11 protein-coding genes are annotated in these 13,222 nt (G+C 65.9%); 7 read left to right on the top strand and 4 right to left on the bottom strand.

Annotated features, from left to right (window positions below):
- Positions 1-9: 9 nt before the first annotated feature.
- A complete protein-coding gene (locus ABDW49_RS04375) occupies positions 10-999 on the bottom strand; it encodes an SPFH domain-containing protein (protein WP_343609994.1) in 990 nt (329 codons plus the stop codon).
- A gap of 117 nt (positions 1,000-1,116) precedes the next feature.
- Here ABDW49_RS04375 and ABDW49_RS04370 point away from each other — a divergent pair, with 117 nt between their 5' ends.
- The 4 genes from ABDW49_RS04370 (at position 1,117) to ABDW49_RS04355 (ending at position 6,765) form a co-directional block, all read left to right on the top strand.
- The gene (locus tag ABDW49_RS04370; protein WP_343609993.1) at positions 1,117-2,070 is read left to right on the top strand and encodes a LysR family transcriptional regulator; all 954 of its coding nucleotides are present in this window, start codon (positions 1,117-1,119) and stop codon (positions 2,068-2,070) included.
- Positions 2,071-2,515: 445 nt separating this feature from the next.
- Positions 2,516-4,012, top strand: a complete 1,497-nt coding sequence (locus ABDW49_RS04365; RefSeq protein ID WP_343609992.1) for an efflux transporter outer membrane subunit — start codon at positions 2,516-2,518, stop codon at positions 4,010-4,012.
- A gap of 57 nt (positions 4,013-4,069) precedes the next feature.
- Complete coding sequence (locus ABDW49_RS04360) at positions 4,070-5,227, top strand: efflux RND transporter periplasmic adaptor subunit (RefSeq protein ID WP_343609991.1); 1,158 nt, start codon at positions 4,070-4,072, stop codon at positions 5,225-5,227.
- Positions 5,224-6,765 carry a DHA2 family efflux MFS transporter permease subunit gene (locus ABDW49_RS04355; RefSeq protein WP_343609989.1) on the top strand — a complete coding sequence of 514 codons (1,542 nt, stop codon included), beginning with the start codon at positions 5,224-5,226 and terminating at the stop codon, positions 6,763-6,765. The genes ABDW49_RS04360 and ABDW49_RS04355 overlap by 4 nt, the downstream gene beginning before the upstream one ends.
- A gap of 277 nt (positions 6,766-7,042) precedes the next feature.
- Here ABDW49_RS04355 and ABDW49_RS04350 read toward each other — a convergent pair whose 3' ends face one another.
- From ABDW49_RS04350 to purU, 3 genes are all read right to left on the bottom strand, one after another.
- Positions 7,043-7,678, bottom strand: coding sequence for a CoA transferase subunit B (locus tag ABDW49_RS04350; RefSeq protein WP_343609987.1), 636 nt, complete (start codon positions 7,676-7,678; stop codon positions 7,043-7,045).
- The gene (locus ABDW49_RS04345) at positions 7,678-8,388 is read right to left on the bottom strand and encodes a CoA transferase subunit A (RefSeq protein WP_343609985.1); all 711 of its coding nucleotides are present in this window, start codon (positions 8,386-8,388) and stop codon (positions 7,678-7,680) included. The genes ABDW49_RS04350 and ABDW49_RS04345 overlap by 1 nt, the downstream gene beginning before the upstream one ends.
- A 140-nt stretch (positions 8,389-8,528) precedes the next feature.
- A complete protein-coding gene (gene purU / locus ABDW49_RS04340; RefSeq protein WP_343614132.1) occupies positions 8,529-9,386 on the bottom strand; it encodes a formyltetrahydrofolate deformylase in 858 nt (285 codons plus the stop codon).
- A gap of 182 nt (positions 9,387-9,568) precedes the next feature.
- Between purU and ABDW49_RS04335 the strand changes: the two genes are divergently transcribed.
- The 3 genes from ABDW49_RS04335 to ABDW49_RS04325 are packed head-to-tail and all read left to right on the top strand — an operon-like array spanning position 9,569 to position 13,190.
- A complete protein-coding gene (locus ABDW49_RS04335) occupies positions 9,569-10,888 on the top strand; it encodes a thiamine pyrophosphate-dependent enzyme (protein WP_343609984.1) in 1,320 nt (439 codons plus the stop codon).
- A gap of 14 nt (positions 10,889-10,902) precedes the next feature.
- Positions 10,903-11,913: an alpha-ketoacid dehydrogenase subunit beta gene (locus ABDW49_RS04330; protein WP_343614130.1), complete on the top strand. Its 1,011-nt coding sequence runs from the start codon at positions 10,903-10,905 to the stop codon at positions 11,911-11,913.
- A 5-nt stretch (positions 11,914-11,918) separates the two neighbouring features.
- On the top strand, positions 11,919-13,190 hold the full coding sequence (locus tag ABDW49_RS04325) for a dihydrolipoamide acetyltransferase family protein (protein ID WP_343609983.1): 1,272 nt from the start codon (positions 11,919-11,921) through the stop codon (positions 13,188-13,190).
- The last annotated feature ends 32 nt before the right edge of the window (positions 13,191-13,222 follow it).

Here is a 13,222-nt window from a genome sequence, read left to right as displayed (position 1 = left end):
GGCCTGTGGTTACTTTACGCGCGCCAGAATTTCAGCCTTCTTGCCGTCGAACTCTTCCTGACTGATCGCGCCGATGGTCAGCAGCTTGTGCAGCTTTTCGAGCAGGGCAAAGGGGTCTTCCGCGGGCGCGGCAGGCGCCGCCGCTGCGGCAGCTTGCCCCAGCCCGGCGCTCATCGCCCCACCCAGCGCGGCAGCGGCTGCCGCCCCGGCGCCGATCCCGGCCACGCCGCCATCGCTGCCGGCGGCGGCCTCGATGGCCTCGGCCGCCTGAAAGCGGGTGTAGCTGCCCATATCGCCCAGCACGCGCATCGAGGAGCCCTTGTCGAGATGCGCCTGCACCTCATCGGGCAAGGACACGCTCTCGACATAGAAGGTCAGGCAGACCAGCCCCCATTGCGCGAAAGCCTTGTCGACCTCGGCCTTGATCGTGTCCGACAGCTTCTGCTGATTGGCCGCCAGATCGAGGAAGGGAATGCCCCCGCCGCCCAGCGCCGTGGCAATCGCCGTCACGATGGCCGAGCGCAATTGCGCCTCCAGCCCCTGTGCCCAGACCTCGGTGGTGGTGCCCAGCACGCGGTCGAGGAACAGCTTGAGATCGCCGACCTTGAAGGAATAGCTGCCAAAGGCCCGCAAACGGATCGCGCCAAACTCGGCATCGCGCACCGTCACCGGCTGGGGCGTGCCCCATTTCAGCCCGGCCTGCTCCTTCAGGCTGACGAACACCACATCGGACTTGAAGGGCGAGTTGAAGCCCTTGTCCCAGTTCATCAGGCTGGTCAGCACCGGCAGATTGCCGGTTTCCAGCGTGTGCAGGCCGGGGCCGAAATAGTCGCCCAACTGGCCTTCGTTCATGAAGGCCGCGATCTGCCCGTCACGCACCGTCAACTGAGCGCCATTCTTGATCTCATGCCCCTCGAACGGCACACGCCAGGCCACCTGGCCCGGACTTTCATGCCATTCGATGACGTCAATGAACTGTTTGCGCAGGAAATCGAACATGGTCGCATCCTTGGATCGGTGTCTGCCCCAACGAGGTGTCATCCTAGGGCAACACACCCCACCCGCCAAGCAAATTGCGACAGGACGGACAGGGGATGCCATGCTAGGCAGCGCTCCATGTCCACTCTCCCCGATTTCGAAGGCTGGGCCATCTTCGCCAAGGTCGCCCAGCGCGGCAGCTTCTCGCGCGCCGCAGAGGAACTGGGGCTGGCCAAGACCACCGTCTCCAAGGCCGTGGCAAGGCTGGAGGCGCGGATGCGCACCAACCTGTTCCAGCGCACCACCCGCAAGCTGACACTGACCGAAAGCGGGCGCCAGTCGCTGGCCCGCGCCACCCGCATCCTCTCCGACGGCGCCGCCATCGAGGCCGATATCATCGAGGAGACCGTCTCCCCGCGCGGCCTTGTCCGGCTGGCGGCGCTCAGCGCGATGGGCATCGAGATCATCGCCCCGGCCCTGCCCGAGTTCCTCGAACGCTTTCCCGATATCGAGGTCGATCTGGTGCTGACCGACAATCAGGTCGATATCGTCGCCGAGGGCTTCGATGCCGCCGTGCAACTCGAAGGGAGCGGCGCCTCCACCCTGCGCTCGACCCGGCTGTGGACGTTGCGCCGCCCGCTGGTGGCCGCGCCCAGCCTGATCGAGCGGCTGGGCATGCCGCAGGGGCCCGAGGATCTCACCCGCTATCCCGCCGTGGTGGCCAGCCATATTCCCGACGCCATGGAATGGACCTTCGCCCACCAGAACGATGCTGGCGGAGCCCCCCACCATGCCGAGCCGATCAGCGTGCGCGTGCAGCCGCGCTATCGCGCCAACCACGCCGACGCCATGATCCCCGCGCTGGTCAACGGCGTGGGCATTGGCGTGATCGCGGAATATTTCATCACGCCTCACCTGAAAGACGGGCGCCTGATCGAGCTGCTGCCCGAATGGAGCGTGCCGCCCCGGCCGATCTATCTGGTGACGCCGCCGGGGCGGGCGCGACCGGCGCGGGTGCGGGTGCTGCTGGACTTCCTGCAGGAGAAGCTGGCGCATGAAGTGTTGGTCAATCAGGAGCGGCGGCAGGGATAAGGAAGAGTAGATGCGAGGGTGTTACACCCTCGCGCTCCCTTTAATGTCTACGTTGCGCTTCGGGTTCGGCGTTGCGCTTTGTTTGCCGCGCCGCAGGCAGTTTTCCCAAGGCAGCGCTATCGTCATCAGATTGATTGCCTGCGGCGCTCTGGCTCGCGCTGGTGGAGAGCCGGGGCGCTTCATTTCGGCGCCACTGCCCCATCGTCGGAAGACGTCATGGGAGCGCGAGGGGGTAACCCCCTCGCATCTTCTCTTTCAATCCCTTCCTCACCCCTGATTGGTCAATAATCGTCATTTCTATTATGACGCGATGGGGGATAATCAACCTGCCGCTCACCCCCTATACCCGAGACTGCGCCCTCCCCCTCTCCACGGCGCGCGCGGCTGAGCGTCCTGCCAGTATGCGTTTCGACAGCCTGTCGCCTGAAAACGGAAACCCGTGTTGATGACCGATCCACATTCGCGCCGGGCCGGCGTCCCCCCCGTGGCCCGCGCAACGCCCGCCAGCCTGCCCAGACCTTGTTTGAGTGGTCTTGCCGCGCTGGCGGGCGTCATCCTGCTCTCCGCCTGCGCGGCGGTGCCGCATGACCAGCCGAAGCTGAAGGTCGCCGATGCCCCCGCCATGGGCCTGACCGGGCCCGAGGCCATGGCCATTTCGCCCGAGTGGTGGACCGCGCTGGATGACCCGCAGCTGAACCGGATCATGGGTGATGCTCTGGCGGGCAGCCCGACGCTGGAACAGGCGATGGCGCGCATCGATCTGGCGCAAAGCGCGATCCGCTACACCAAAGCCGGGCTGCTGCCGCATGTCAGCGCGCAGGGCTCGTTTACCGAGGAGCGCTTTTCGAACCGCTCGATCTATCCGGCGCCGCTGGGGGGATCGTGGAATTCGATGAACAGCCTCGAGGCGGATCTCTCCTGGTCGCTCGATCTGGCGGGCAAGCAGAAGGCGCTGATCGGCATCGCCAGGACTTACGCGCGCAGCACGGCGCTCGATGTGGCGGCGGCGCGTGTGTCGCTGTCGGGGGCGGTGGCGCAGGCCTATGTCAATCTGGCGCGGGCCGAGGCGCTGACCAAGCTGTCGGTCGATTTTGTCGGCGCGCGGCAGAAGCAGCTCGATCTGACGCAGGCGCGGGTGAACGCGAAACTCGCCAGCGAGCTGGACATGGCCGCCGCCCGCACCCTGCTGGCCGAGGCGCAGCAGGCCCAGACCCGCGCCGAGGGGCAGCGGCTGATGGCCGTGCATGCGCTGGCGTCTCTGGCCGGGCGCGGGGCGGATTATTACGCCACGATCCAGCCGACGACGCTGCGTTTCGACAGCGCCCTACCCGTGCCCGACGCCCTGCCCATCGACCTGCTGGCGCGCCGTGCCGACATCGCCTCGGCGCTGACCCATGTGGAGATGGCACAGGGCGGCGTGAAATATTCGCGCGCCTCCTTCTATCCCGATGTGAATTTGCAGGCCTTTATCGGCACCAGCGCCTTGGGCCTTGCCCATCTGCTCACGCCCGAGGCGATGACCGGCGGCGGCGGCCCGGCGATCCATCTGCCCATTTTCGAGGGCGGCGCGCTCCGCGCCAACTATCGCGCCTCGGTGACGGGCGTCGATATCTCCATCGCGCAGTACAATGATGCGGTGGTCAAAGCGGTGAAGGAAGCGGCTGACGCGCTCTCCACCGTGGCCACCAACAAGGCCGATCTGGAGGAGCAGGGCCGCGTGGTTGAGGGGCTGGAGCAGACCCAGCGGCTCGATCAGGTGCGGCTGCGCAGTGGCCTTGGCACGCGGTTCGACACGCTGTCTTCGGCCCAGCGCCTGCTGACCGCGCGTCAGGCCCAGACGGGTCTGGCCGCCGATGGCCTCTCCGCACGCGTGCAACTGGTGGTGGCCATGGGTGGCGGATTTACGCCGATCCCCGACACGCCCGCCAAAGCCAATCCATAACAGGGCGCCCGCCCGTCCAACCCGCGTTCAGACCAAATCCATAAAGGGGCCAACCCTGTGAGTGACGAAACCACGCTGTCTTCCGCCAAAACCACCCGCAAGCGCGGCCTTCTGCTGCTGGGCGCCGCCGTGGTGATCGCCGGGCTGGGCTGGGGCGGCTACACGCTGTTCTTCGCCCCCGCCAGCGAAGAGACCGACGACGCCTATGTCGCGGGCGATATTGTGCAGGTGACCGCGCGCGAGCAGGGCACCGTCATCGCCCTCCACGCCGACAACACCCAGAGCGTGAAGGCGGGCGAACCGCTGGTCGATTTCGACCCGGCGCTGGTCAATGCGCAAATGGCGGCGGCAGAGGCCGATCTGGCGAAAGCCGTGCGCGGCGTGCGCGGCGGCTTTACGCAGGTCGATGAGGCCGATGCCGAGATCGCCCGCGCTCAGGCCGCGCTGGCCACTGCCAAAAGCGACCTTGCCCGCCGCCAGGAAGCGGTGAAGCAGGGCGCCGTCTCGGGCGAAGAGGCTGCCCACGCCGCCGACGCCATCCGCACCGCGCAGGCCGGGCTGGCACTGGCGCAGAGCCACAAGGCCAATGCGCTCTCCGCCGTGCAGGGCGCCGATGTGGCGCATAACCCGCAGGTGCTGGCCGCCATCGCTCAGGTGCGCCGCATGGCGATTGCCGAGGGCCATTTGCGGCTCTCCGCGCCGGTCGATGGCGTGGTGGCGCAGCGCTCGGTGCAGCTTGGCCAGCAGGTCGGGGCAGGCACGCCGCTGATGGCGGTGGTGCCGCTGAACAAGGTCTGGGTCGACGCCAATTTCCGCGAGACCCAGCTTGCCGATATCCGCGTCGGCCAGCGCGTGACCCTGCATTCGGACGCCTATGGCAAGAAGGTCAAATTCCACGGCAAGGTGATCGGGCTGTCCGCCGGTTCGGGCAGCGCCTTTGCCCTGCTGCCCGCGCAGAACGCCAGCGGCAACTGGATCAAGATCGTGCAGCGCCTGCCCGTCCGCATCGGCCTTGACCCCAATGAGCTGACCAAGACCCCGCTGCGCATCGGCCTGTCCGTCACGGTGGATGTCGACACACGCGACACCTCCGGCACGCCGGTCGCCGCCGCTGTCGCCAACAAGCTGTCGGTGCAGCAGACCGATCAGGAAAACCCCGAGGTCGAAGCCCGCATCCGCCAGATCATCGCGGCCAACGGCGGCGCGGCCAAATGAGCGAACCAGCCGCTCCGCCGCCCCTCCACGGGCTGGAGCTGACCATGGTGGCGCTGGCGCTGGCGCTGGGCACCTTTATGCAGGTGCTCGATTCGACCATCGCCAACGTGTCCCTGCAGACCATCGCCGGCAACCTTGGCGAGAGCAGCGACACCGCCACCTGGGTCATCACCGCCTTTGCCATGGCCAATGGCGTCACCGTGCCGTTGACCGGCTGGTTCATGCGCCGCTTCGGCGTGGTGACCACCTTCACCACCAGTGTCGCGCTGTTCACCGTGGCTTCGGCGCTGTGCGGTCTGGCTTGGTCGCTGCCCTCGCTGGTGATCTTCCGCCTGTTGCAGGGGGCTGTTTCGGGCCCGATGATTCCGGGCAGTCAGGCGCTGCTGATGGCGGTGTTCCCGCCGGAAAAGCGCGGCCTCGCCCTCTCGATCTGGTCGATGACGGCGCTGATCGGCCCGGTGATGGGGCCGATTCTGGGCGGCTATATCTCCGACCACTACCAGTGGGGCTGGATCTTCCTGATCAACGTGCCGATCGGTTTCCTCACCGTGGGCGCCCTGATCACCAAGCTGCGCCCCTATAACACGCCGCCCATGAAGCTGCCCATCGATGTGGTCGGGCTGGTGCTGCTGATCACCTGGGTCGGCACGCTGCAGGTGGTGCTGGACCTTGGCAACAATCGCGACTGGTTCAACAACTCGACCATCGTGACCATGGCGATCATCTCGGGCATCGCCTTCATCGCCTGGATCATCTGGGAGCTGACCGAGGAAAACCCCGCGGTCGACCTCTCCCTGTTCAAGGGTCGCAACTTCGCGCTGGGGACGATCTGCTTCACGCTGGGCTATGCCTGCTTCTTCGCGAACAACCTGCTGATGCCGCTGTGGCTGCAGACCCAGCAGGGCTACACCGCGACATGGGCGGGGCTGGTCGCCGCGCCCGCCGGTGTGGTCTCGATCATGATCTCGCCGCTCAACGCGCGCCTCTCGAACAAGATCGACATCCGCTGGCTGGCCAGCTTCTCGCTGGGCGCCTTTGGCGTCTCCTTCCTGATGCGCACCGGCTTCACCTCCGACACCGACCTCTGGCACTATATTCTGCCCATCCTGGTGCAGGGGCTGGCGATGGGCGTGTTCTTCATCTCGCTGACCACCATCTGCCTCGACAAGCTGCCCCCTCACCGCATCCCGGCCGCCACGGGCCTGACCAACTTCGCCCGCATCACCGGCGGCGGCTTTGCGGCCAGCGCGACCACCACCTTCTGGGATCACCGCGAGATCCTGCACCAAAGCCGCCTGGCCGAGGCAGCAAATCTGGGGAACCCCGCCTACAACGCCTCGGTTTCGCAGATGCAGGGGATGGGAATCGACAAGGCCCATGGGCTGGGCGTGATGACCCAGGAGCTGATCCATCAGGCCTATACCCTGTCGTCGATCGATATCTTCTACGTCAGCGGGATCGGCTCGCTGGTGATGATGGGGCTGGTGTGGTTCACCCGTCGCCCCGCGCCGCCCTCGGGGCCGATCGCGGCGGATTGATTTTAGGGGATTGAAGGGAGGATAATGCGAGGGTGTTACACCCTCGCGCTCCCTTTAATGTCTGCGTTGCGCATCGGGTTCGGCGTTACGCTCAGTTTGCTGCGCCGCAGGCAGGTTCTGATGGCGCAGCGTTGATGTTCCGGGATTCGATAGCCTGCGGCGCTTTGGCGCGGGTGGAGAGGCTGGGTGCTATGATCGGGCGCCACTACCGCTTCGTCGGAAGACGTCATGGGAGCGCGAGGGGGTAACCCCCTCGCACATCTTTTGCCTTCAAACCTTACTCGACAAACTTCGCTGACGTCTTCTCGCGCACCTCTTCCACGCTCACCCCCGGCGCCAGCTCCACCAGCTTGAAGGGCGAGGCATGATCCGCCCGCTGGAACACCGCCAGATCCGTCACAATCATGTCCACCACGCCCAGCCCCGTCAGCGGCAGGGTGCAGGCGGGGATGAACTTGGGCGAGCCGTCCTTGGCGTTATGCTCCATCACCACGATGATCTTCTTCACGCCCGCAACGAGGTCCATCGCCCCGCCCATGCCCTTGATCATCTTGCCGGGGATCATCCAGTTGGCGATGTCGCCGTTCTCGGACACTTCCATCGCGCCCAGCACGGTCAGGTCGATATGCCCGCCGCGGATCATGCCGAAGCTGGTGGCGCTGTCGAAATAGGCCGATTGGGGCAGTTCGCTGATGGTCTGCTTGCCGGCGTTGATAAGGTCGGCATCTTCCTCGCCTTCGTAGGGAAAGGGGCCGATGCCGAGCATGCCGTTTTCGCTCTGCAGCGTGACGGTCACGCCCTCGGGCACATGGTTGGCGACCAGCGTGGGGATGCCGATGCCAAGGTTCACATAGAAGCCGTCCTGCAGTTCGCGGGCGGCGCGGGCGGCCATTTCATCACGATTCCAGGGCATTATGCGTCCTCCCGCTTGCGCGTGGTGCGGAATTCGATCTTCTTGTCATAGGGCGCGCCCAGCACGAGGCGCTGCACGAAGACACCGGGCAGATGGATCGCATCCGGATCGAGTTGCCCCGGTTCGACGATCTCTTCCACTTCAACGACAGTGATTTTGCCACAGGTGGCGGCGGGGACGTTGAAGTTGCGGGCGGTCTTGCGGAAGATGACATTGCCGGTGGTGTCGGCCTTCCAGCCCTTCACGATGGCGAGGTCGGCAAAGATGCCTTCCTCGAGGATATAGTCCTGCCCGTTGAAGGTTTTGACTTCCTTGCCCTCGGCCACCAGCGTGCCGACGCCGGTCTTGGTGTAGAAGCCGGGGATGCCCGCTCCGCCAGCGCGCATGCGTTCGGCCAGCGTGCCTTGGGGGGTGAACTCGACCTCCAGTTCGCCCGCCAGATATTGCCGTTCGAATTCCTTGTTCTCGCCCACATAGGAGGAGATCATCTTCTTGACCTGCCTTGTGCGCAGCAGCTTGCCGATGCCCTCATTGTCGATGCCGGCATTGTTGCTGGCGAAAGTGAGATCCTTCGTGCCGGCGGCCTGAATGGCATCGATCAGGCGCTCGGGCAGGCCGCTGAGGCCAAAGCCTCCGCTTGCGATCAGCATGCCGTCGAACAGCACGCCTTCCAAAGCGGCAGCGGCATCGGGGTATATCTTGCCGGGCATAGGCTCTCCCTTCCGGACATGCGCCAGGCCACCCGGCGCCTTGCCCACAATCTAGCCTTCGCCCGCCGCCTTTCAACCCGCGATTGTGCAGGGCAGCATGACAAAAATGTAAAATGCGTCAGACGGATGGCGCGCCCGGCTTAACCGGGGAAGACCACCGTGCGCTTGCCGTTCAGGAACACCCGGTCCTCCAGATGCGCCGCAACGGCATGGGCCAGCACGCGCCGCTCGATATCGCGGCCCTTGCTGACCAGATCCTCGGGCGTGTCGGCGTGGCTGATGGCCACCACCTCCTGCGCGATGATCGGGCCCTCATCCAGATCGGCGGTGACATAATGCGCCGTCGCGCCGATCATCTTCACCCCGCGATCATGCGCCTGATGATAGGGCTTGGCGCCCTTGAAGCCCGGCAGGAACGAGTGATGGATGTTGATGCAGCGGCCCGAAAGCCACCCCGCCATCTCATCGGAAAGAATCTGCATATAGCGCGCCAGCACCACCAGATCGGCCCCGGTGTCCTCGGCCAGAGCGCGGATGCGCGCCTCCTGCTCGGGCTTGGTGCCCTTGGTGATCGGCAGGTGGTGGAAGGGCACCTCGCCAATCGCGGCGGTGGTGAGATGCGAGGCTTCATGGTTGGAGACGATCCCGACCACATCCATCGCCAGCTCGCCAATGCGCCAGCGATAGAGCAGATCGGCAAGGCAATGGTCGAACTTGCTGACCAGCAGCAGCACCTTCTTGCGCTCACCGGGACCGCGCAGGCGCCAGTCCATGCCGTCCTGCGCGGCGGGCACGGCAAAGCCCGCGCGCCAGTCGACCGGCGAATCGCCCTCGCCCAGCGTGAAATCCACCCGCATGAAAAAGCGCTGGTTCATCTGGTCGTTGAACTGCTGCGCGTCGACGATGTTGCCGCCACGCCCCGCGACATAACCGGCCACCCGCGCCACCAGACCGGGTTTGTCATCGCAGGCGAGGCTCAGCGTGCAGAAATCTTTCATCATCGTCCCTGAAGTCGTCATATTCTGTCCCATGCGTCAGCTTGGGCGCAGGCGCAAGGCGGCGTGTCGCAGGGGGCCGCAATATGCGCGTTAACCCTCAAACAGCGCTTGCGGGCCGTGAAATATAATTGCATACTTGTGTAATCATCAGTCGCCCATGTGAGGCGCCGGTGAGGAGCAGGATGATGGCGACAACGCCCGAAAACCCCGTCTGGACTGGCGCAAACCGCCCGCCGCTACGCTTGCATGTGCCCCAGCCGCCCGCCCGCCCCGGCGAGGCGCCGGACTTTTCCGCACAGGCCATTCCCCCCGTGGGCGAGACCCCGCGCCCCGATCCCGACACCCCCGCCGCGCAGATGCAGGGCCATGCCTTCGGGCTGGTTCGCGTGCTCGATCTGGACGGCACCGCCAGCGGCCCATGGGACCCGCAAGTCTCGCCGGAGGTCGCTCTGGCCATGCTGCGCGCCATGGCGCTGACCCGCGCCTTCGACGACCGCATGTTCCGCGCCCAGCGCCAGGGCAAGACCAGCTTCTATATGAAATCACTGGGGGAAGAGGCCGTCTCCATCGCCGCCGCCTTTGCGCTGGACGATGAGGACATGCTCTTCCCCTCCTATCGCCAGCAGGGCCTGCTGATCGCGCGCAACCACGATCTGGTCGATATGATGAACCAGATCTACTCCAACCGCGCCGACCGCATGAAGGGCCGCCAGTTGCCGATCATGTATTCGGTGAAGGCCAAGGGCTTCTTCTCGATCTCGGGCAATCTGGCCACGCAGCTTCCCCAGGCGGTGGGCTGGGCCATGGCCAGCGCGGCGCGCGGCGACACGCGCATTGCCGCGGCATGGCTGGGCGAAGGCTCGACCGCGGAGGGCGATTTCCATTCGGCCTGCACCTTTGCCAGCGTCTATCGCGCGCCGGTGATCCTCAATGTGGTCAACAACCAGTGGGCGATCTCCAGCTTCTCCGGCATGGCGGGCGGTGATGAGACCACCTTTGCTGCACGCGGTCTGGGCTATGGCATCGCCACCTTGCGCGTCGACGGCAATGACGTGCTGGCGGTTCTGGCCGCCACGCGCTGGGCCGCCGAACGCGCACGCGGCAACCACGGCCCGACCATGATCGAGCATGTCACCTACCGCACCGAGGGTCACTCCACCAGCGACGACCCCTCGGCCTATCGCAGCGCCGGGGAAGCCGCCGCCTGGCCGCTGGGCGATCCGCTGCTGCGCCTGAAGGACCATCTCATCAAGCAGGGCCATTGGGACGAGGAACGCCATGCCGCCATGGAAGCGGAGCTGATGGAACAGGTCCGCACCGCGCAAAAGGCATCGGAACGCCACGGCATTCTGGGCCATGGCCTCAACCAGCCGCTCGACACCATGTTCGAGGGCGTCTTCGAACATATGCCCTGGCATCTGGCCGAGCAGGAGGCCCAGATGCTGGCCGAATGGCAGGCCGCCGGCCTTCCGGACATCAAGCGCGAGGAGCCCGGCGCATGACCGACACCCGCGACATGACCATGATCCAGGCGATCAACGACGCGCTCGATGTCACCATGCAGCGCGACGACACCGTCACCGTGATGGGCGAGGATGTCGGCTTTTTCGGCGGCGTGTTCCGCGCCACGGCGGGCCTGCAGGCCAAATACGGCACCAGCCGCGTCTTCGACACGCCGATCAGCGAATGCGGTATCATCGGCGTGGCCATCGGGATGGGCGCCTATGGCCTGCGCCCGGTGCCCGAAATCCAGTTCGCCGACTACATTTACCCCGCGCTCGACCAGTTGGTCAGCGAGGCGGCGCGGCTGCGCTACCGCTCGGCGGGCGAGTTCACCGCGCCGATCACCGTGCGCTCGCCCTTTGGCGGCGGCATCTTCGGCGGCCAGACTCACAGCCAGAGCCCCGAGGGCATCTTCACCCATTGCTCGGGCCTGAAGACGGTGATCCCCTCGACGCCTTACGACGCCAAGGGGCTGCTGATCGCCTCGATCGAGGACAATGACCCCGTCCTCTTCTTCGAGCCCAAGCGTCTGTATAACGGCCCCTTCCACGGCCATTACGACCGCCCCGCCAAGGGCTGGGCCGGTCACCCCGACGCACAGGTGCCCGAGGGCCATTATCGCGTGGAGATCGGCAAGGCCCGCGTGGTGCGTGAAGGCTCCGACCTCACCATCCTTACCTATGGCACGATGGTGCATGTGGTGGCCTCGACGCTCGATGAGCTGCCCGATGCCCCCAAGGCCGACCTCATCGATCTGCGCAGCCTGATTCCGCTCGACATCGAGACCATCGAAGCCAGCGTGAAAAAGACGGGCCGCTGCCTGATCGTCCATGAGGCGACGCGCACCTCCGGCTTCGGCGCGGAACTCTCGGCTTTGGTGCAGGAGCGCTGCTTCCACCATCTGGAGGCGCCCGTGCAGCGCGTCACCGGCTTCGACACGCCTTACCCTCATGCGCTGGAATGGGCCTATTTTCCGGGACCCGTAAGGCTGGCTCAGGCGTTTAAACAGATCATGAAGGACTGACACAGATGGCAACCTTCACCTTCACCCTGCCCGACATCGGCGAAGGCATCGCAAGCGCGGAAATCACCCGCTGGCATGTGGCCGAGGGCGACACCATCAGCGAAGACCAGCCGCTGGCCGATATGATGACCGACAAGGCCACGGTGGAAATCGAAAGCCCGGTCTCGGGCCGCATCGTGCAACTGGCGGGCAAGCTGGGCGACGCCGTCGCCATCGGCGCCATGCTGGCGGTGATCGAGACCGAAGGCGAAGCAGAGGTTCATCCCATCCCTTCCGCATCTGCGTCCCCCACCCGGACAGCCGATGCGGCGTCCGCGCCCACAGAAGAAGCGGCAGCGGTGGCACCGGAGCCCGTGGTCGCGGCAGCTCCGGCCCCGGCGCCCGTGGCGGCGACACCAGAAACGTCGCCCCACAAGGTGCTTGCCTCGCCAGCCGTCCGGGCGCGGGCGAAGGCTCTGGGGGTCGATCTGGCGCAGGTGAAGGGCGATGGCCCGCATATCCGCCACGGCGATCTGGATGCGTTTCTGCGTTATGGTTCGGCTCAGGGCTATCGTCCTCAGGCCAGCGGCGCATGGGCCGATGAGGAGGTGCCGGTGATCGGCATGCGCCGCCGCATCGCCCAGAACATGGCCGAATCAAAGCGCCATATCCCGCACTTCACCTATGTCGAGGAAGTCGAGGTCACCGCGCTGGAGGAGATGCGCGGCCAGCTCAACAGCGGCCCCCCGGGCGAGGGACGCAAGCGCCTGACCCTGCTGCCTTTCCTCATCACCGCCCTGTGCCGCGCCTTGCCGCATCACCCGATGCTCAACGCGCGCTATGACGATGAGGCGGGCGTGGTCACGCGCCATGGCCGCGTCCATCTCGGCCTGGCCACCCAGACCCCGCAGGGCCTGATGGTACCGGTGATCCGCGACGCGCAGGATATGAACATCTGGCAGCTGGCGCAGGCCATCGCCGATCTGGCGCAGGCCGCGCGCGATGGCTCGATCCGCCGCGAGGATCTGTCGGGCTCGACCTTCACCCTCTCCTCGCTGGGGCCGCTGGCGGGGGTGGCCTCCACCCCGGTGGTCAACCGGCCCGAGGTGGCGATCCTGGCCCCCAACCGCATCGTCGAACGCCCGGTCTTCGTGGGCGACACCGACCGCATCCGCCGCGCCAAGATGATGAATCTGTCGATCAGTTGCGATCATCGCGTAGTCGACGGCCATGATGCCGCTAGCTTCGTCGCCCAGTTGAAGCGGCTGATCGAGGCCCCGGCGCATCTGCTGGCCTGAGGCACCGGACGGCTCCGCCCCCGCCCGAACGC

It is taken from the genome of Novosphingobium sp. (genome assembly GCF_039595395.1).
In the GTDB taxonomy this organism is placed as follows: Bacteria; Pseudomonadota; Alphaproteobacteria; order Sphingomonadales; family Sphingomonadaceae; genus Novosphingobium.
Note: the sequence above shows the minus strand (reverse complement) of the source record. Positions and strands in the feature narration are given on the sequence as shown.